At 72.7% G+C, this 18,496-nt stretch carries 16 protein-coding genes; 6 read left to right on the top strand and 10 right to left on the bottom strand.

The annotated features are described in order from the left end of the window. The first annotated feature begins 84 nt into the window (after nucleotides 1-84). A complete protein-coding gene (locus AB0I28_RS19270) occupies nucleotides 85-663 on the top strand; it encodes a hypothetical protein (RefSeq protein WP_357494990.1) in 579 nt (192 codons plus the stop codon). On the opposite strand, the gene AB0I28_RS19275 is transcribed toward AB0I28_RS19270, so the two are convergent. Continuing rightward, a complete protein-coding gene (locus tag AB0I28_RS19275; RefSeq protein WP_357494991.1) occupies nucleotides 651-1,502 on the bottom strand; it encodes an NmrA family NAD(P)-binding protein in 852 nt (283 codons plus the stop codon). The genes AB0I28_RS19270 and AB0I28_RS19275 overlap by 13 nt on opposite strands. Nucleotides 1,503-1,799: 297 nt before the next feature. On the opposite strand from AB0I28_RS19275, the gene AB0I28_RS19280 reads away from it, so the two are divergent. Further along, nucleotides 1,800-3,914, top strand: coding sequence for a tetratricopeptide repeat protein (locus tag AB0I28_RS19280; protein ID WP_357494992.1), 2,115 nt, complete (start codon nucleotides 1,800-1,802; stop codon nucleotides 3,912-3,914). On the opposite strand, the gene AB0I28_RS19285 is transcribed toward AB0I28_RS19280, so the two are convergent. The 3 genes from AB0I28_RS19285 to AB0I28_RS19295 all read right to left on the bottom strand — a co-directional run bounded on the left by AB0I28_RS19285 (nucleotide 3,911) and on the right by AB0I28_RS19295 (nucleotide 6,208). After that, entirely contained in the window at nucleotides 3,911-4,546 is a 636-nt protein-coding gene (locus AB0I28_RS19285; protein WP_357494993.1) for a response regulator transcription factor, read from the bottom strand. The two genes, AB0I28_RS19280 and AB0I28_RS19285, sit on opposite strands and share 4 nt — an antisense overlap. A 22-nt stretch (nucleotides 4,547-4,568) precedes the next feature. Beyond that, nucleotides 4,569-5,762, bottom strand: a complete 1,194-nt coding sequence (locus AB0I28_RS19290) for a histidine kinase (RefSeq protein ID WP_357494994.1) — start codon at nucleotides 5,760-5,762, stop codon at nucleotides 4,569-4,571. Between the two features lie 77 nt (nucleotides 5,763-5,839). Next, a complete protein-coding gene (locus AB0I28_RS19295; protein WP_357494995.1) occupies nucleotides 5,840-6,208 on the bottom strand; it encodes a DUF488 family protein in 369 nt (122 codons plus the stop codon). Nucleotides 6,209-6,310: 102 nt separating this feature from the next. Here AB0I28_RS19295 and AB0I28_RS19300 point away from each other — a divergent pair, with 102 nt between their 5' ends. Further along, on the top strand, nucleotides 6,311-7,267 hold the full coding sequence (locus tag AB0I28_RS19300) for a hypothetical protein (protein ID WP_357494996.1): 957 nt from the start codon (nucleotides 6,311-6,313) through the stop codon (nucleotides 7,265-7,267). Here the strand turns inward: AB0I28_RS19300 and AB0I28_RS19305 are convergent. Continuing rightward, the gene (locus AB0I28_RS19305) at nucleotides 7,264-7,806 is read right to left on the bottom strand and encodes a DUF6886 family protein (RefSeq protein WP_357494998.1); all 543 of its coding nucleotides are present in this window, start codon (nucleotides 7,804-7,806) and stop codon (nucleotides 7,264-7,266) included. The genes AB0I28_RS19300 and AB0I28_RS19305 overlap by 4 nt on opposite strands. Nucleotides 7,807-7,911: 105 nt before the next feature. On the opposite strand from AB0I28_RS19305, the gene AB0I28_RS19310 reads away from it, so the two are divergent. Continuing rightward, nucleotides 7,912-9,807, top strand: coding sequence for an ABC transporter substrate-binding protein (locus AB0I28_RS19310; protein ID WP_357495000.1), 1,896 nt, complete (start codon nucleotides 7,912-7,914; stop codon nucleotides 9,805-9,807). 15 nt (nucleotides 9,808-9,822) lie between these two features. Here the strand turns inward: AB0I28_RS19310 and AB0I28_RS19315 are convergent, their stop codons facing one another. Genes AB0I28_RS19315 through AB0I28_RS19325 form a run of 3 tightly spaced genes read right to left on the bottom strand, consistent with a single transcriptional unit; the run spans nucleotide 9,823 to nucleotide 12,306 of the window. After that, the gene (locus AB0I28_RS19315) at nucleotides 9,823-10,746 is read right to left on the bottom strand and encodes a dihydrodipicolinate synthase family protein (protein ID WP_357495002.1); all 924 of its coding nucleotides are present in this window, start codon (nucleotides 10,744-10,746) and stop codon (nucleotides 9,823-9,825) included. Then, entirely contained in the window at nucleotides 10,743-11,360 is a 618-nt protein-coding gene (locus AB0I28_RS19320; protein WP_357495004.1) for a bifunctional 4-hydroxy-2-oxoglutarate aldolase/2-dehydro-3-deoxy-phosphogluconate aldolase, read from the bottom strand. The genes AB0I28_RS19315 and AB0I28_RS19320 overlap by 4 nt, the downstream gene beginning before the upstream one ends. Beyond that, nucleotides 11,350-12,306 (bottom strand): sugar kinase, encoded by a 957-nt coding sequence (locus tag AB0I28_RS19325; RefSeq protein WP_357495006.1) that lies wholly within the window; start codon nucleotides 12,304-12,306, stop codon nucleotides 11,350-11,352. Before AB0I28_RS19325 ends, AB0I28_RS19320 begins: the two co-directional genes overlap by 11 nt. A 174-nt stretch (nucleotides 12,307-12,480) precedes the next feature. On the opposite strand from AB0I28_RS19325, the gene AB0I28_RS19330 reads away from it, so the two are divergent. Further along, entirely contained in the window at nucleotides 12,481-13,449 is a 969-nt protein-coding gene (locus AB0I28_RS19330; protein ID WP_357495009.1) for an NAD(P)-dependent oxidoreductase, read from the top strand. Continuing rightward, a complete protein-coding gene (locus AB0I28_RS19335; RefSeq protein WP_357495012.1) occupies nucleotides 13,446-14,714 on the top strand; it encodes an enolase C-terminal domain-like protein in 1,269 nt (422 codons plus the stop codon). The genes AB0I28_RS19330 and AB0I28_RS19335 overlap by 4 nt, the downstream gene beginning before the upstream one ends. 6 nt (nucleotides 14,715-14,720) lie before the next feature. On the opposite strand, the gene AB0I28_RS19340 is transcribed toward AB0I28_RS19335, so the two are convergent. Further along, nucleotides 14,721-15,884: a PP2C family protein-serine/threonine phosphatase gene (locus tag AB0I28_RS19340; RefSeq protein WP_357495016.1), complete on the bottom strand. Its 1,164-nt coding sequence runs from the start codon at nucleotides 15,882-15,884 to the stop codon at nucleotides 14,721-14,723. Between the two features lie 86 nt (nucleotides 15,885-15,970). Continuing rightward, nucleotides 15,971-18,475: an aminopeptidase N gene (pepN, locus tag AB0I28_RS19345; RefSeq protein ID WP_357495018.1), complete on the bottom strand. Its 2,505-nt coding sequence runs from the start codon at nucleotides 18,473-18,475 to the stop codon at nucleotides 15,971-15,973. Nucleotides 18,476-18,496: the final 21 nt, after the last annotated feature.

An 18,496-nucleotide genomic window follows, 5' to 3' on the forward strand; every position in this document is an offset into this window, starting at 1 on the left:
TCGCTTACGTCTCGGCGTTCGCGCCCGTCGGCGCGTCCGGGGGCACCGACACTGACGTTGCCACCCTTGCAAAGGAGCCACGTCATGACGCCCGCACACCTCAGCAAGCTCACCGCCTACGCCGGGTTCGCCTGCGCGCTACTCCTCACCTTCAACGTCGTGCGGCGCGCCGGCGTCCTGCCCGACAACGGCCTCACCCACGCCGTGGCGCCCTTCGCGGTGCTCGCCGGACTCTTCGCCGTCACGGGCCTCTACCGGCTCATCCGCCCCTCGGCCGGCGCGCTCGGGCTCGTCGGCTACGTCCTCAACGCGGCGGGCCTGGCAGGCGCCTTCGCGATCGAGTACACGCTCCACTTCGTCTTCCCCCACCTCTCCCCCGGCGTCCGCGACGGGCTCCTCGCCGGCGGAACGGGTGCGGCCTTCATGGTCACGGCCGTGGTTCTCATCGCCGGGGTGCTGACCTTCGCCGCCGCCGCCCTGCGCTCGCGTGCGCTGCCCGCCGGGGCGGTCGTCCTCTACGCCGTCGGCATGGTGCCGGGGGCCCTGCGCAGCGCTGTCCCGGTACCGGTCTACCTCGGCGGGCTGGTGCTGGCCGCCGCCGGCGTCGCCTGGATGGCCTGGCACGCACGAGGTACCGCCGAGAAGGCGCCTCAGCCCAGCTGAGCCAGCGCCGAGTCCACGCTCTCCTCCATCGACGTCGCCGGGCCGCCGAGCAACCCCTCCAGGTCCGGCGACACCTCCGTGAAGGCACCGGCCGCGATGGCCGTCTCGATGCCGACGAGGACTTCGGCCCCGGAGGCGGGCACACCGGCGGCGAGGAGTTCGGCGGTGAGTTCGGCGCCGCTGACCGGCCTGTGCGCCACGGGCGTGCCCGCGCGCTCGGCGACGGCGGCGGCCAACTCGTCGAGACGCCAGGCACGCGGCCCGGTCAGCTCGTACACGACGCCGCGGTGCCGCTCGTCGAGGAGGACCTCGACGGCCGCGCGGGCGAGGTCGCCGAGATCGGCCGTCGCGACGCGGCCGGATCCCGTCGCGCTGACCAGTTCGCCGTCGGCGAGCGTCTCGGCGAGCGAGGCGGTGTAGTTCTGGGTGTAGAGGCTGTGCCGGAGGATCGTGTGGGGCACGCCGCTCGCCTCGATGACGCGTTCGGTGTCCCAGGCGAGTGCGCCGATGACCGGTGGTGCGCTGCCGAGGATGCCGGTGTAGACGATGTGTCCGACACCGGCGTCGGCGGCGGCGTGGATCGCGGCGGTGTGCTGCGCCAGCCGTCCGCTGTGGGGGCCGTTGGTGGACACCAGGTAGAGGATGTCGACCCCGGTGAAGGCCGTCTTCAAGACGGTGGGGTCGTCGTAGTCGGCGGCGCGTGCCTCGGCGCCGAGACCGGCGACGGCACGCCGGTCCCTCGCCCCCACGACGATGCGCTCACCGGTCGAGCGCTCCAGAAGGAGACGCGCGACGGTTCCGCCGAGGCGCCCGGAAGCGCCCGTCACCATGATGGTCATATCGACCTCCGTCCATGGGGTGGATCATCCTCGCGATCCACATGAGACAATCGGTCGCCTTTGCACCCCTACCAGAGGAAAGCGCCCGTGTGACCGCCGAACGACCGCTCGCCCGAAAGGTACCGGCCGGACACACGCGCCGGCATCGGCGGGAAAGGTGACGCGCGGGCGGCCCTGGCGAGTGCCGGCGTCGTCACGTCCGCCGGAGCGGCCGTCGAGGCGCGCGACGTCCCGAACCGTCGTACCCTCCTGTGATCCTCTCGCCCCGCCGACCACCCCTTCACCCCGGAAGGCATGATGTCCACCGATCTGTACGGCGTTCGAGTCCTTGAGGTCGCCCCCGCCGAACCGCGCGTCCGCTTCCGCGTGTTCGTCGTCTACTACGACACCGGCTCCCGCACCCACGCTCCGCTGCCGGACGACCCGAGTTTCTTCCTGTCCCTGCTGTGGGAGGCGTCGCACCGGGAGCCGCTGACCTCGCTGCATCCCCTGTGGATGGTGTCGGCCAAGCAGATCGTCGACGAGGCCTGGATCGCCGCCGAGACCCACCGCTACGTCCGGGGCGCCGAGCGCGTGGAGACCCGCAACCATCCCGTCACCGACGACCTGTGGCCGCGCCTGAGCGACTTCTACTACCTGCGCGACGACGGCTGGCACGACGAGGAGACGCTCGTCCAGGCCGACTACGACGTCGAGGTCACCGACCCGCGATGGCTCGCGGCGCTGAGTCCGGGGCAGACCTGGGCGACCACGTCGTACTCCAGCCGCTCCGACCTGGTCACCGAACCCGAGGCGCCCGCGGTGCTGGAGTTGCGCCGCCCCGCGCTGACCCTCGACCCGTTCACCGGCGAGGAAGACGACGGCGGCACACCGGGCGACCTGGCCTTCTCCGACGACGGCCGCTTCCTCGCCGTCACCAACCAGGCGTGCGAGCTGGTGGTCTTCGACACCGGCGACTGGTCGGAGCGCACCAGGATCGCCGGCAGTCCACTGTGGGGACAGGACGTGCGGTGGATCCCCGGCACCCACCTGGTCACCGGACGCGACCTCGACGAGGAGCCCGAAGCGGGCGCCCGGGTCCGCGCCTACGACGTCGACGCCGGCGCCGAGACCGAGGTCACCGAACCGCCGCTTCGCGCGACCCCGCACGGCGCGGAGGCGAGACGACTGGCGAACACCGCCGCCGGCAGCGGTGAGGCGTGCGCGATCCGGCCCGACGGAGCCCATCTGGTCACCGGCGACGGCGACGACCCCGGGCGAGGGCTCTCCCTGTGGCGGGTGGCCGACGGCAAACTCCTCACGCGCTGCCTCGCCGACGCCGACATCGTCCGCGAACTCGCCTGGTCGCCCGACGGCACCACGCTCGCGGCCTCGGTGATCACCGGGTGGCAGGGCTACGGCGGCGAGTTCCGCCTCTACCGCGCGGGACAGCCCGTGCGGCCTCCCGCCGAGGTCTCGCCGACGGTCGCCGAGCTGCGGGCGCTGGCCGCCGAGACGCACGACCCGCAGGACTCGCTGCTCCTTCTCGACCTGCTCATCGAAAGCGAACAAGACCCCGCCGCGATCGGCCGCGCCTACCGCGACAAGGCCAAGGCCTTGCGCCACACCGACCCGCCCGCGGCCACCGAGGCCTACCGCCGGGCCGTCGAACTCGGCGGCTCGACCAACGCCCTGCACGCCTCCCGGGAACTCGCCCTGCTGCTGCGGGACCTCGGCGACCTCGACGGGGCCGTCGAGTCCGTGCGCACCGCGCACCGCATCGCGGGCGGGCGGGATCTGGCCAGCAGGAACAACCGCAAGTCGCTCGCCGAGGTGCTGGTCCTGCTCGCCGACCTGGTCCGCACCCGCGCCGGCCAGGGCGACCACGTCGAGGCCAGTGCCCTCTACCGCAAGGCCATCGACCTCGGCGCGCCCAAACCCGGCTGGGCGCACCTCGGGCTCGGCTGGACGGCCACCGAGATCGGCGATGACGAGGCCGCCGAGCCGCTGCTCCTGCGGGCGCTCGAACTCGCCCCGGCAGACCTGAGCATCAGGGGCTACGCCTCCATGCTGCTCGGCGGGATCGCCAAGAAGCGCCGCAACCTCGCCGAGGCCCTGCGCTGGTACCGGCAGGCCTTCAAAGCCGACGACGCACACCGTCCGCTGGCCACCGGCCACCTCGGCGAACTGCACTATCTGCTCGACGAGACCGAGCAGGCGCGCGTCTGGTACGAGCGGATGCTCAGGGCCACCGACGATCCGGAACTGGTGGCCGAGGGCTGCTGCCGGCTCGGCGAGCTCGCCGCCCGCGACGGCGACCGGCAGGTCGCCGTCGACCTGCTGAACAGGGCCGTGGCGACCGGTTCGGGCGCCTTCGCCGACTCCGCCCGCAACCTGCTCGGCGACCTGACCGGCGGACGGGGCGGCTCCTAGACGAAACCGGACTCGTAGGCGGCGATGACGGCCTGGGTCCGGTCACGGACCCGCAGTTTCGCCAGGACGTTGCCGACGTGCGTCTTGACCGTCTCGGCGCTGACGTACAGCTCGCCGGCGATCTCCGCGTTCGTCTTGCCGGTCGCCATCAGGCGCAGGACCTGCTCCTCGCGTTCGGTGAGTCCGGCGCGGCTAAGGGCCGAGGGCCGGCCGCGGTGGCGGGTGGCGAGGTCGCGGATCGCGGCCGGGAAGAGAAGGCTGTCGCCGCGCACCACGACACGGATGGCCTCCAGGAGACGCTCGGGACGCGCCCGCTTGAGCAGGAACCCGTCGGCTCCGGCGCGCAGTGCCTGGTAGACGTACTCGTCGTTGTCGAAGGTGGTGACGACGAGGATCTTCGGCGGCTCGCTCACCGTCGACACGATCCGCTCGGTCGCCTCGAGACCGTCGACGGTCGGCATGCGCACGTCCATCAGGACCACGTCGGGTTTGAGCCGGCGCACCATCTCCAGCGCGTCGACGCCGTCGCCGGCCTCGCCGACCACCTCCAGGTCGGGTTCGGCGTCGATGATCACCCGGAGCCCGGTCCGGATCAGTTCCTCGTCGTCGGCGAGCAGCACGCGTACGGTCACCCGCCGACGATAGCCGCCGTGATCACCGGGAGGGCAGGCGTACCTCCAACTCCCAGCGCCCGCCGGACGGGCCGCTCTCGACGGTGCCGCCCAGGGTTTCGGCGCGTTCGCGAATGCCGGTGAGCCCCCGGCCGCCGCCGGGGCGGTCCCCTCGGCCGCCGGGCGTGTTGCGTACGAGCAGCCTCAGGGTGTCCGCGGTGACTTCGACGGACAGTTCGACCGGGCCGCCGTCGCCGTGGCGGGCGGCGTTGGTGAGGCCCTCCTGCGCGATCCGGTAGGCCTCGCGGGACACCACCACGGGAACCGTGGCGATGTCGCCGTCGACGGTGTAGGCGACGTCGAGGCCGCAACCGGCGACGAGTTCGGGCACGTCGGCGAGGCCGACCCGTGGCGCGGTGGACGAGGCGTCGCGGCCGTCGGAGCGCAGGACGCCGAGCACGTGGTCGAGGTCGGCGAGAGCGGTCCGCGCGGTCTGCTCGACGGTGGTCATCGCCTGGCGGGCGAAGTCGGGGTTGCTGTCGACGACGCGGACGGCCGCCGCGGCCTGCACGGTGACGATGGACAGGGCGTGGCCGATGGAGTCGTGGAGTTCGCGGGCGAGGCGGTTCTGCTCGGTGAGCCGGTGCGCGGCGGCCTCGGCCTCGGCGAGGCGTTCGGCGGAGGTCGGGGCGAGCAGCCGGGTGCCGGCGCGACGGAGCAGTTCGCCGAGCACGGCGATCGTGTAGACGAGGGCGACGAGGAGTGTCACACCGACGACGGGAGCGGCCGGGCCCGCGGTGGCCAGCACTCCGGTGAGCGTGCCGAAGCGTTCGAAGTCCTCCAGCCAGGGCGAGACGCCGACCAGGACCGCGTAGGGCACGAGCGCGAGGGTGACGCCGCTGGCGAGGCCGCCGGCGCCGAGGTGGAGGACGAACCACAGCGCGACGCGTCCCCGCGCGGAAGTGTGGACTCCGCCGGGCACCCCGAGCAGCGCTCGGGCGGTGGCGGTCTCCATGGCGCGCACCGGGAGCACGAGACCGGTGAGCCCGACGACGGGGAGCGCGGCGACGAAGACCCACAGGTCGACCGCGAGGGTGCCGACGCCGGCCGCGCCGGTGCGCCAGGCGACGGTGACGACCTGCCCGGCCATCATGTACGGCATCAGCAGGGCACCGCCGACGATGAGCCACGCCCAGGCCCGGTACGTGGTCGGGCTGAGCAGCGGGCGAAGGATCATGGCCCGATCGTGGCACATCGCGACCCTCCGGGACCTCCCGCGCGGGCGGCAGGCCCTCCCCCACGCGGGGGAGTCGGTCAGCCCGCGTCTTCTTCGAGGTGCTCCAGGAGGATGGGGACGTGGCTGGTGTCGACGTTCTTGACCGCCGTCACCAGCGTCACCGTGCCCTTCGCGGCCGCCTCCCGCAGTTCTCGCAGGGGCTCCGCGGCCTCGTCGGCGTCGAGTTCGGCGCGATAGCGGCCGGCGAACTCGTCGTGCCGCTCGGCGGGCGCCTCGTGGTACCACTTGCGCAGGCCGGTGCTGGGCGTGATCTCCTTCGGCCAGCGGTCCACCTCGGCCTTCTCCTTGGCGAGCCCGCGCGGCCAGAGCCGGTCGACGAGGACGCGGAGTCCGTCCTCGGGCCGTGGTTCCTCGTAGGCGCGGCGCACCCGGAATCGGTCCCCCACGGGGCCCCCTCTCCTCTGCCGACCATTCTCGGCCCCGCCGCCGCCGGTCGCCGCGCTTCGGCGAACTGGAACCCCGGACCCCATCTCGTACGTCACAGCACCATGCGAACCAGAACTGGACTACTCACCGTCACGCTTCTCGCCGCGATGACCCTCGCGGCGTGCGGCAAAGGAGACGGGACCGGCGAGGCCGGTGATCCCGCCTCGAACGACGCCTTCTCGCCGCGCGCGGCGCAGGTCGCCGAGGTCTGGCGCGCCGTTCCCCCGACCGGGGTCTGGAGCACCGGTTTCGTGCCGCTGACCGGCCTGACGGTCAAGCCGACCGCGGGTCCCGACGGGCAGCCGCTCGACGAGGCGACCCAGACCGCGCTCACCGCGGGCTTCCTGATCCTCAAGACCGACCTGCCGAACGGGTCCCCCGCCGAAGGCGAGATCGCGTTCCCCGACGGCACACCGCTGCCGGTCGGTCTCGTCGACGCGCAGACCGCGTGGAAAGACCTCGCACCCGCCGACCCGGCCGACTGCTCGGCGACGCCGCAGGACCCCGACCCCTCCGGCAGCGGCGGTCCCGACGACTCCACCTCCCACAAGGTCCCCTGCTCGACGCTGCGCGTCACCGGCGCCGAACTCGGCTCGATCCCGCTGCTGACCAGCCGGGGAACCGCCGAGGTCCCGGCGTGGCTGTTCACCGTCGACGGACTCTCCGAGCCCGTCGCCCGCGTCGCGGTCTCCCCCGACGACGTCGACGAGGTGCCTCGGGTCGACGTGCCCGAACCCGGCGACATGACCGGCCTGGCCGCCGCGCAGGACCTGGTGTCCGTCGACGGCGGCACCGTCACCTACCGGCTCGGTGTCGGCGCCTGCGACACCGACATCAAGCCGCTGTTCCTGGAGACCGACAGCGTCATCGTGGTCGCCGGCAGCGTCAAGACCACCGGCGACACCTGCATCGACCTGCTCAAGTACGAGCCGGTGACGATCACCCTCGGCGAGCCCCTCGGCAACCGCCCGATCGTCTCGGCGCACACCGGCCAGCCGGTGCACGCCGCGCTGTTCTAACCCCGCGGGGCCGGAGCGGCGTTGCGCAGCCGGATGCCGCTCCAGCCGAGCGTGCTCTCGGTGACCGCGGCCCAGAAGGGCCACAGGTTCGGCAGCACCCGCAGGCCGATCCCGGCCGCCTGGTGGCAGGCGAAGAGGTCGCCGACGCGTTCGGCGGGCCCGAGCGGGAGGACCGGCTCGGTGGCGACCTGGGCGTGGGGATCGTCGGCGGTGAAAGGCCGAAACCGCTCGGCTGGCAGGCGGTAGGCGTAGAGCTCCACCGTGCGCATCGCGTCGAGCCAGGCGTACTCGACGGCGTGGACCCGGTCCCCGCAACCGGGACCGATGATCATGTCCCGGTCGTCCTCGGTGGAATCCTCGGTGACGAAGGCGATGGCGCGCGGGCACTGGCGCGGGAACCAGTAGTCCGGGGCGCGATCGTGGTCGACGGCCCACACGTAGGCCTCGGGCTGCTGGGCGGTGACGGCGACGTGCGGTTCGAAGCGGGTGATCGTCGGATCCTCTGAAAAGTGCAGGACCTGTCCGGGTTCTGGTCGCATGCGCGGATGCAACCAGGATCGGCCCGCACGGGGCAACCCTTTTGGCGGGCGAGCACTACAGTGACCAGGCCCCTCACCCGCGATACCCCCCGACGGAGCAGGTCAATGTCCCAGCCCCCGTATCCCGGACCCCCGCCTCCCCCGAACGATCCCCAGCAGCCGTACGGGCAGCAGCCCCCGCAACAGCCCTGGCAGCAACCGCAGCAACCGCAGCAACCCCCGCCCTACCAGCCCCAGCAGCCGCAGTACCCGCCCCAGCAGCCCGCATACGGGCAGCCTCCTGCGTACACGCCTCAACAGCCCGCATACGGGCAGCCGCAGTTCGGGGCCCCGCAGGACCAGCAGCAGTGGCAGCAGCCCTGGCAGCAACCGGCCGTCCCCCCGAAGAAGAAGGCCGGACTCGGCCTGTACTTCGGCATCGGCGGCGGCGCGCTGGCCGCGATCATCATCGTCATCGTGCTCGTCGTCGCCCTCAACGGCAGCGCCTCCACGCCTCCCGCCGACGCCGGCCCCTCGGACGATCCGGGCGTGACCGCCAACGACGCCAACCTGGTCTACATGTCGCTCAAGCCGACCAGCCTGCTCCCCGGCCACAGTGGATACGAACCCGAGAACACCGTGCTGTCGGCGCTGTACGCGGGCCTGACCCGCAACGACCCGGTCTCCGGAATGCCGGTCAACCGGATCGCCGAGAGCGTCACCAGCACCGACTCCAAGACCTGGACGATCAAGCTGCGGTCCGGCTTCACCTTCCACGACGGCGAACCCGTCACCGCGTCGTCCTTCGTGGACGCCTGGAACTACGTCGCCGACGAGGCCAACGCCATGAGCGCGGCCTTCTTCTTCGAGCGCTTCGAGGGCTTCGAAGGGGCGCAGGGCAGTGCCAGCACCATGTCCGGCCTCGCCGTCCAGGACGACCTGACCTTCACCGTCACGCTCGTCGAGCCCTGGGTCGTCTTCCCGACGGCGCTGTCCTACCCGGCGCTGTCGCCGATGGCGCGGGCGTGCCTCGACGCGATGAGCAGCTGCGAGACCATGCCGATCGGCAACGGCCCCTTCCGCATGGACGGCCCCTGGTCGGCGGGAACGGAACTCACGCTCCTGCGCAATGACGCCTTCGCCGGCGACAAGCCTCAGTACGGGTCGCTGGAGTTCATGTTCGTCGACGACCCTGCGATCGCCTACCCCGCGCTCGCCGCCGGCGAGGTCGACGTCGCCCGCGTCTGGGATGAGCCGCCCAACGAGGTCGAGACGGTGACGCTGCCGATCGCGCAGCTCGGCTACATCGGCTTCCCCACCGGCAAGAAGCCCTACCAGAGCGCCGACCTGCGCCGGGCCGTCTCCCTGTCGATCGACCGCGAGGAGATCATCGAGACCCTCGGCCTCGACTACATGGTCCCGGCCGACTCCTTCACGCCGCCCGGCATCGTCGGGCACAACGCCGGCTCCTGCGGGGACTGCTCGTTCCAGCCGGAGATCGCCAAGGAACTGTTCGAGAAGGCGAAGTGGCCGAAGGGCGAGCACGTCGAGTTCGCGCACAGCATGAACAACGCGGTGGCCGCGCAGTATCTGGAGCTGGTGTGCGCGAGCGTGACCGAGGTGCTGGGCGCCGATTGCGACGTGGTCGCGATGGAGTCCGCCGAGTTCTCCGGGGACATCGCCGCCAACGGGCACGACACGCCGTGGGCCTCGGGCTGGATCCCCGACCAGGCAAACGTGGAGGCGTTCCTGCGGCCGCTGTACGGGACCGGGAACTACTTCGGTTACAGCAATCCCGCCTTCGACGACCTCGTCGCGCAGGGAAACGCCAAGGCGACGATGGAGGAGGCGTTCCCGCTCTATCTGGAGGCCGAGCGGCTCATGGCGCCCGACCTGCCGCTGATCCCCTTCTCGACCGAGCGGTACATCGCCGGGCACAGCGAGCGGATCGTGCGGGGCACGCTCCAGGTCGATCCGTCGACCGAGGCTCCGCTGTTCGACCTGATCCAGGTCACCGGGTAGCCGGGTAAGGCGGCATCAGCGCACGACGCCGAGACCGGCCCGGGTCAGCAGATCGCGGATCCGGTCGGTCTCGGCCTCGTCGAGGGGACGCAGTGGCGCGGCGGCGGCGGGGTGGTCGATGACGCCGCGCAGGTAGAGGGCGGTCTTGAAGGCGCCGAGCGCCACCGCCGACGGTCCGACGCGGGAACGGTCGGCCACCGAGGTGATGTCGAAGAGTTCGACGAGTCGTTCCTGTTCGGCCGTCGCGGTTTCGGCGTCACCGGTGAAAGCGGCCGCGGCGAGCCGGACGTAGCCGTCGGGGTCGACGTTGCCGAGACCCGGCACGGCGCCGTGCGCGCCGAGTCCGAGCGCGAGGTCGCAGAGCAGTTCCGAGCCGGTGAGGACGCGCAGGCCGGTCCCCTCGGTGAGCCGAAGGACGCGGCGGAAGGCGGAGAGGTCACCGCTGGAGTCCTTGACGGCGGCGATGTGGCGGGACTGGGCCAGTTCGGCGAGCGAGGACGCGGGCAGTCCGGTGTGGACGGCGCTGGGGATGTCGTAGGCGACCACGGGAACGCCGATGGAGTCGTGGACGAGGCGGTAGTGGGCGGTGACCTCGTCGGGGTGGACACCCACGTAGAAGGGCGCGGTGACCACGACGGCGTCGGCGCCGAGCGTCTCGGCGCGGCGGGCGTGGTCGATGACGCGGCGGGTGCCGGTGTCGACGGCTCCCACGAGGACGGGGACCTGCCCTGCGGCGGTGCCGACGACCGTGCGCACGACGGTGTCGCGCTGGCCGTCGGTCAGCAGCGCGATCTCACCGGTGGAACCGCCGGCGAAAAGGCCGTCGACACCCGCGTCGAGCAGGAACGCGCAGAGCCGCTCCAGGGAGGCGGTGTCGACGTCGCCGTCGGCGGTGAACGGGGTGGCCACGGGCGGGACGATCCCGGCGAGGTCGATCATGCGCGGCGGCCGGCGAGCGCGGCGAGCAGGGGAAGCTGGGCGGGGTCTTCGAGGGCGGCGCCGACGGCGACGACCCGTGCTCCGGCGGCGAGATAGCCGTGGGCGCTGGCGGCGTCGACGCCCCCGGTGGCGACGAAGCGGATGGCGGGGAAGGGCGCGGTGACCGCGCGGAACCAGGCCGGGCCGAGGACGGCCGCGGGGAAGGCCTTGACCCAGGTCAGGCCCAGGGACAGGGCACGCTGGACCTCACCGGGGGTGGCGACTCCGGGCAGGTGCGGAATACCTGCGGTGATGCTGGCCTCGATGACGGCGGGGTCGAGACCGGGCGCGACGGTGAAGGCGACGCCTGCTTCTGCCGCCGCGCGCAGCTGCTCGGCGTCGATGACGGTCCCTGCGCCGACGCCTCGGCCGCGTTCGGCCCCCGCCGCGACGGCCGCGCGCAGGGACGGGAGAGCGTCGGTGGTCTGGATGGGGACCTCGACGTGCTCGATGCCGAGGTCCCAGGCGCGGGTCGCGAGTTCGACGGTGCGCGCGGGGTCGTGTCCGCGCAAGATGGCCATGACGGGTGTCGTGGCGAAGGCGGCGTCGAACCAGGCGCCGAAGTCAGTGGGCACCGCTAGCCTCCGGTTCGCGGACTCGCGGGCCGTGACCGGCGCGGTAGTCGCCGGTGCTGCCGAGGGTCCAGGCGGCGAGGGAGTGGCCTAGGGCCAGGCGCTCGGCGGGCGGGCGGCCGGTGAGGAGGGCGGCGAGGAAGCCGCCGGCGAAGGCGTCACCGGCACCGACCGGTTCGACGACGGCCACCTTGCGGGCGGGCAGCCGGTGGACGCCGGTCGCGCCGGTGTCGTCGCGGGTGAACTCGACGGCTTCGCGGTCGGCGTCCTTGACGACGACGTGGCGCGGCTCCGGGAGGAGCGCGGCGACGTCCTCGGCGGTCCCGGCGCCCCACAGGGTCTCGGCCTCGTCGAGGCCGACGAGGACGACGTCGGCGAGGCGGGCCAGGGCCAGCAGGGCGGCCCCCGCGCGGTCGGGCGGCCAGAGGGCGGGCCGGTAGTTGGCGTCGAAGGAGACGCCGAGGCCGTGCTCGCGGGCCCTGGCGATGAGGGCGGGCAGGAGTTCGGCGCAACTCTCCGACAGGGCGGGTGTGATGCCGGTCAGGTGAAGCCAGCGGGCACCGGCGAGGGGCCAGTCGTCGATGTGGGCGGCGGCGAGACGGGAGGCCGCCGAACCACTTCGGTAGTAGTGGACCCGGGTGCCGTCGGGGCCCGGATCCTTGAGGTAGAGGCCGGTCGGAGCGCCCGCGTCGCGGACGACCCAGCGGGTGTCGACGCCGTGCTCTTCGACGGCGCGCAGGACGCGGTCGCCGAGCGGATCCGCGCCGAGTCGGCTGATCCAGGCGGTGGGCAGGCCGAGTTCGGTCAGGTGTGCGGCGACGTTGGACTCGGCGCCGCCGTGGGCGAGCGCGAAGTGCTCGGCCTCGGCGAGCCGGAGGGGCTCGGTCGGGGTCACCAGGGCCATGGTCTCGCCGACGCAGAGCACCTGGGGCGCAGGGGTGTGGGACACCTCACCGACGTTAGCGCGTGATCGACTGCGGCCCGGTCGGCTCGGGCCGTTCTGTTCCGCATGTTGGGAGCGCTCCCCTGGGGCGCCGTGGTGGTTCTTCCGGATTCGGGAGGCGATCATGGCGCGCCTATCCTTTCGGATGCCGACGCGCGTCGGCATCCGAGAGGAGTTCCCGTGGACAATGCCGGTTCCGCCCGACGCGAGCACGGGGGCACCGCCGCCGGGCACGTGAACTCTCCGCTCGGACGCGTGCTGGTGACCGGGGCCGGTGGCCTGATCGGGCGAGCGGTGATCCGGCATCTCGACGGGCTGGGCGTCCCGGTGACGGCGCTGGTGCTCTCGGATCCCGGCGACCTGGGCACCGAGCGGGTCGTCGTCGGCAGCGCCGGTGACCGGGCGACCGTGGAGGACGCTCTCGACGGCGTCGACGCGGTGATCCATCTCGCGGCGCTGCCCGCGCCGGGCCTCGGCACGCCCGAGGAGGTGTTCTGCGGGAACACCTCGGCGACGTTCAGCGTCCTCGACGCGGCGGGTGCGGCCGGGATCCGGCGGGCGGTGATCGCCAGCAGCGTCAACTACCTCGGCTACCTGTTCTCCCCGCGACCCGACCAGGGTCCGGCGTCCCTGCCCGTCGACGCGACGACGCCGACCGTCGCGGCCGATCCCTACTCGCTGTCGAAGGTCGTCGACGAGCAGATCGCGGCGGCCGCACACCGCTGCCACGGGATCGGCGTGGTCTCACTGCGTTTCCCGTTCATCGGCGGGTTCGGCGAGGTACCCGGACTCGACGGCCGCCTGCCCGAACGCGCCGAGCGGCTCGCCGCCTGTCCGGGCGAGGGCGCGCCCGACCTGTGGCTGTACCTGGAGACCCGCGACGCCGCCCGCGCGGCCGTCGACGCACTCTCGCCCGCCCGGCCCGGCGCCCACGCGGTGTTCGTCGCCGCCCCGGAGACCTTCGTGCCCTACCGCACCGCCGAGCTGATCGAGGCCTTCCACCCTCGCGCACGCGTGACGCGGGAACTGCCGGGCCGTACCGCGCCCGTCGACCTCGACCCGGCCCGTCGGCTGTTCGGCTTCCACGCCGAGCACGTCCTCGACCTGCCGATCCTCCCCCTCCCCGCACAAAGGAGCGACAACCGATGACCGTCCCCGAAACCCTCGTCCCGGGTGTGCCGCCGTGGCCCGCGCGCGACGGCCTGCGGATCACCGGCGTCCGCTCGATCACGACCGCGCCGGGCGGGATCCCGCTGGTCGTGGTCCGCGTCGACACCAACGAGCCAGGCCTCTACGGCCTGGGGTGCGCGACCTTCACCCAGCGGCACACCGCCGTCGCCGCTTACGTCGACAACCACCTGGAGCGCCTCGTCCTCGGACGGCATCCCGCCGACATCGAGGACATCACCCGCTCGGCGCACTATTCCTCGTATTGGCGGCACGGTCCGGTCGGAAACAACGCGCTGTCCGGACTGGACATGGCGCTGTGGGACATCGCCGGCAAGCGCGCGGGGATGCCCGTCTACGAGCTGCTCGGCGGGAAGGTGCGCGCGGCCGCCGCGACCTATGTGCACGCCGCCGCCGCGACGATCCCCGAGACGCTCGACGTCGCGCGCGACTTCATGGAGCAGGGCTGGACGCACGTGCGGCTCCAGGTCGGCCAGCCCGGGCTCGGCACCTACGGCGCCCCCGGTTCGCTCGGCGGCCATCCCAAGGCCCCGAACCGGGACGGCTGGGACGTGCGCCACTACCTGCGCACGACTCCCGACCTCTTCGCCGCCGCCCGCGCCGAACTCGGCGACGCGGTGGAACTCCTGCACGACGTGCACTCCCGGCTCACGCCGAAGGAGGCGGTCATCCTCGCCCGCTCGCTGGAGCCCTACCGGCTGTTCTTCCTGGAGGACGTGCTGGCGCCGGAGTACTTCGACCGTCTCCCCGAGGTCCGCGAGGCCTCGCCGGTGCCGATCGCCGTCGGCGAGCTGCTCACCTCGCTGCCGGAGGCGGTGCGGGTCGTGCGGACCGGCGGCGTCGACCTGATCCGCTGCCACATCTCGGCGATCGGCGGGCTCACGCCGGCGCGCAAGCTGACCGTGCTGTGCGAACTCCTCGGCGTCAAGACCGCCTGGCACTCCCCCGCCGACGTGTCGCCGGTCGGCGCGGCCGCCAACGTCGCCCTCGACGTGACCACGCCCGCCTTCGGGATCCAGGAGGGACACGTCTACCCCGAATCCGTGCACGAGGTGTTCCCCGGCACGCTGCGGATCACCGACGGCTGGATCCGCCCGAACGAGGCTCCCGGCTGGGGCATCGAGATCGACGAGAAGGCCGCCGCGAAGTACCCGGCGGGCCTGGCCGGCCACGACGAGTGGGCGATCACCGTGCGCGCGCCGGACGGGTCGATCCAGGCCCCGTAGGCGCCGCTACCGGCCTTTCTCGTTGTCGTTGCCCTCACCCCGGTAGACCAGGTGCACGGCGTCGCCGTTCTCCCCGTCGCCGTCCCCGTCGGCCCGGCGCAGGGCGAGCAGCGCCACGTCGTCGTTGATCTCGGGAGCGAAGCGGCGCAGGTCCTCCCACACCCCGCGTGTGAGGCGCGCCAAGGGTGGCGCCTTGCCGGTCATCAGCTCGGCGAGGCGCCATTCCAGCGGGTAGAACCGCCCGTTGGCGTCGCGCGCCTCCAGCGCACCGTCGGTACAGGCGAACAGGACGTCGCCGGGATTGATGTCGAGACGGAGGACGCTCGGCCGGACGGGCACGAGCTCGCCGAGCCCGAGGGGCGGCGCCGCGACGGCCCGGACGCGCCGCACGCCCCCGCCGGAGAGGACGTAGGGCGGGATGTGGCCGCAGACGACCAGTTCGACCCCGCCGCCGGGCGGGAAACCGATCAGGAGCGCCGTGGCGAACTGCTCGGTGTCGCGGTCGGCGTTGTCGACGGCCAGACGGCGTTCGAGGCGCTCGGCGACCTGTTCGAGCCCTGCGACGTCCAAGACGGCCTCGTGGAAGGCGCCCAGCAGCGCGGCCATGTTGGACACCGCGTCGAGGCCGTGGCCCTTGACGTCGCCGATGATGGCGCGTACGCCGTAGGGCGACTCCCGCACGTCGAAGAGGTCACCGCCGACGATCGCGTCGCGCTGCGCCGAGCGGTACAGGGCGGCGCACTCGATGTCCCCGACGCGGCCCTGGAGGCGCGGCAGGACCGCCAGCTGCACCGCCGCGGCGATGCCGCCGACACGGTTGAGCCGCCGGTCGTAGCGGGCCCGCGCGGCGGCCGCCAGGACACCGACGAGGGCGACGCCGACGACCACCAGCAGTTCGTTGTGCCCCGACAGGCCGATCCCGCCCACATCGCTGTCGTGGTCGAACAGCCAGGCGGCGACCGCGACCGAGGCGACGCCGTAGACGGCCGTGACGACCGGACCGCACGCCACGGCGGCGAGCAGCGGTGACGCGCCGACGAGGAAGGTCAGGCCGACGCTGACGGGGCTCAGGTGCTCCAGCATCGCCGCGGCGATGAGCACGGGCAGGGGGAGCCAGCGCAACCACTGCGGCCGCGCGTAGCGATTGAGCGCGTCGTAGTCGTACGGCAAAGGTCCCCCCGACCTTCTCGTTACCACGCATTCAATCCGAATCCACGGCCGTCGCGTGAGCAAAGAGCGGATCAGGGGGACTTCGTTCAGCCGATCGCGCGTACCGCCACGGCCCGGCGCAGCTCGTCGGCGGCGTCGGCGAGGGTGCGGCGGAGCACGGGCGCGAGCGTCTCGTCGGCCAGGAGCCGCACGGCGGCGCCGACCGTCGGTTCATCGACGGCGTAGGCGGGGAAGGCCGCGCGGATGACCGGACCGGCGACCTGCGGGGTCAGCCGGCCGAAGATCACCGAAGCGTCGGCGAGGAAGCGCTCGACGTAGGGCGCGCACACCTCGGCCTGCTCGGCGTGCCAGAAGCCCTCGGCGGTCGCGGCCGCGATGCGCCCGGAGACCTCGCCCTCGGTCAGCAGGCGCCAGGCCTCGGCCTTGGCCTCCGCCGTCGGCCGGGCGGCCCGGATCCGGGCGGCCCATTCGGCGCCCTGCGCGCTGGGATCGCGGCCCGCCTCGGCGGCGATGCGCGCGTCGTCGGCGTGGCCGAGGACGACCAGGCGGTAGACCACGGCCCAGCGCAGGTCGGTGTCGAGCGCGAGGCCCTCGGGGACGTCCTTCCCGGCGAGCCATTCCTCAAGGAGGCCGGCGTCGCCGGTGCAGGCGATCAGCAGGCGCGCGGCGGCCAGCTGCCGGCCCCCGCCCGGTTCACCGGCCGCCATGGCCTTACGGCAGGCGTCGACGAGCACCGACTCGGCCTCGGCGCGGGCCTCGGGCGCCAGGAAACGCGTGGTGAGCGAGCCGGTGATGAAACGGGCGAGGTCCTCGAACACGCCGACCTCGGTCTCGGTCGGCAGGCCGGCCGCCACGAGCGCGAGCGCGTCGCGGGCGGGGAGTTCGGCGTCGCGGGTGGCGTCGGTGATCGCCGACCAGACCAGCGCGCGGGCGAGGCTGTCGTCGAGGACGGGCAGGATCTCGGGCAGGAGCGCCTTGCCGTACTCGTCGAAGCGGATCTTGGCCCAGGTGCGGTCGCCGTCGTTGAGCAGGACCAGCCCGGCGGGTTCGCCGGTGAACTCCGGGACCGGCGTCTCGCCGTCGCCGGGTTCGACGTCGACGACCGTGCGGGTGGCGACGACGCGGTCGCCTTCGAGCCGGTACACGGCGGCGCCGAGCCGGTGCGGGCGCAGCGTCGGGTACTCGTCGGGGGCGGTCTGCACGATCGCGACCTTGCGGTACTCACCGTTCTCGATGACCGTGCGGGGGCGCAGGGTGTTGACCTGCGGGTGGCGCAGCCACGCCTGCGACCAGGGGCCGAGGTCCTGGCCGCTGGAGGCCGACAGGGCGGCGAGCAGGTCGGCGAGGGCTGCGTTGCCGAAGGAGTGGGCCTTGAAGTAGTCCCGCAGGCCGGCCAGGAAGGCCTCGTCGCCGAGCCGGACGACCAGCTGCTTGAGGACCCCGGCACCCTTGGCGTAGGAGATCCCGTCGAAGTTCGACAGCGCGCTGGCGGTGTCGGTGACCTCGTCGGGCGCGACGGGGTGGGTGGAGGGGCGCTGGTCGGCGGCGTAGCCCCAGCCCTTGCGCCCGACGGCGAAACCGGTCCACGCGCCGCTGTACTCGGTCGCCTCGGCGGCCACGCGCCAGCCCATGTACTCGGCGAAGGACTCGTTGAGCCAGATGTCGTCCCACCAGCGCAGGGTGACCAGGTCGCCGAACCACATGTGCGCCATCTCGTGGGCGACGACGACGGCCCGGTCCTGCCGCTGGTTGGGCGTCACCGCGCCCCGGAAGAGCAGCTCGTCGGTGAAGTTGACGCAGCCGGGGTTCTCTACGGCTCCCCAGTTGAACTCGGGGACGAAGGCCTGGAAGTAGTTCCCGAAGGGGTACCGGATGCCGAAGCGCTCGTGGTACCAGTCGAAGCAGGCCCGCGTGATGCCGAAGAGCTCCTCGGCCTGCTCGTCGAGCTGCGGGGCGAGCGCGCGGCGGGACAGCAGGCCGAGCGGGATTCCGTCGTGCTCGGCGTGGACGACGTGGTAGGGGCCGGCGACGACGGTCATGAGGTAAGTGGAGATGGGCTTGGTCGGGTGGAAGGCGACCTCGCCGGTGGGGAGGCGTTCGCCCTCGCCGTTGGCCCAGACGGTCCACTCGGCGGGTGCGTCGACGCGGAGGGTGATCGGCGCCTTGAGGTCGGGCTGGTCGAAGCAGGCGAAGATGCGCTGGGCGTTGTCGAGCCCCGCCATGGCGTAGAGGTAGACCTCGCCGTCCTCGGGGTCGGTGAATCGGTGCAGGCCCTCGCCGGTGGTGGAGTAGGCCATGGTGGCCTGGACGGTGAGGGTGTTGGTGGGCAGCAGGTCTTCGAGGGGAATCCGGTTGTCCTCGATGGAGGAGATCTCGATCGTGCGGCCGTTGAGCTTGACGTCGCGGACCGCCATCGCGCGCAGCTCGGCGAACGTCGCGGCGCCGGGCTCTTTGCAGGCGAAACGGACGACGGTGGTGGAGGGGTAACCGGCCGCGGGGTCTTTCCCGGTGAGGTCGAGGTCGATCTCGTAGGAGTCGACGTCGAGCAGCGCGGCGCGCGCGACGGCTTCGTCGTGAGTCAGGCTCGGCATTCCCCTAGGGTACGAACGCCT

It is taken from the genome of Phytomonospora sp. NPDC050363, assembly GCF_040655735.1.
Taxonomy (GTDB): Bacteria; Actinomycetota; Actinomycetes; order Mycobacteriales; family Micromonosporaceae; genus Phytomonospora.

Excerpts from the sequence above, each read along its gene's own strand:
- AB0I28_RS19270 (WP_357494990.1), top strand. The coding sequence starts at position 85 with ATGACGCCCGCACACCTCAGCAAGCTCACCGCCTACGCCGGGTTCGCC.
- AB0I28_RS19275 (WP_357494991.1), bottom strand. The coding sequence starts at position 1,502 with ATGACCATCATGGTGACGGGCGCTTCCGGGCGCCTCGGCGGAACCGTC.
- AB0I28_RS19280 (WP_357494992.1), top strand. The coding sequence starts at position 1,800 with ATGTCCACCGATCTGTACGGCGTTCGAGTCCTTGAGGTCGCCCCCGCC.
- AB0I28_RS19290 (WP_357494994.1), bottom strand. The coding sequence starts at position 5,762 with ATGATCCTTCGCCCGCTGCTCAGCCCGACCACGTACCGGGCCTGGGCG.
- AB0I28_RS19300 (WP_357494996.1), top strand. The coding sequence starts at position 6,311 with ATGCGAACCAGAACTGGACTACTCACCGTCACGCTTCTCGCCGCGATG.
- AB0I28_RS19305 (WP_357494998.1), bottom strand. The coding sequence starts at position 7,806 with ATGCGACCAGAACCCGGACAGGTCCTGCACTTTTCAGAGGATCCGACG.
- AB0I28_RS19310 (WP_357495000.1), top strand. The coding sequence starts at position 7,912 with ATGTCCCAGCCCCCGTATCCCGGACCCCCGCCTCCCCCGAACGATCCC.
- AB0I28_RS19315 (WP_357495002.1), bottom strand. The coding sequence starts at position 10,746 with ATGATCGACCTCGCCGGGATCGTCCCGCCCGTGGCCACCCCGTTCACC.
- AB0I28_RS19335 (WP_357495012.1), top strand. The coding sequence starts at position 13,446 with ATGACCGTCCCCGAAACCCTCGTCCCGGGTGTGCCGCCGTGGCCCGCG.
- pepN (WP_357495018.1), bottom strand. The coding sequence starts at position 18,475 with ATGCCGAGCCTGACTCACGACGAAGCCGTCGCGCGCGCCGCGCTGCTC.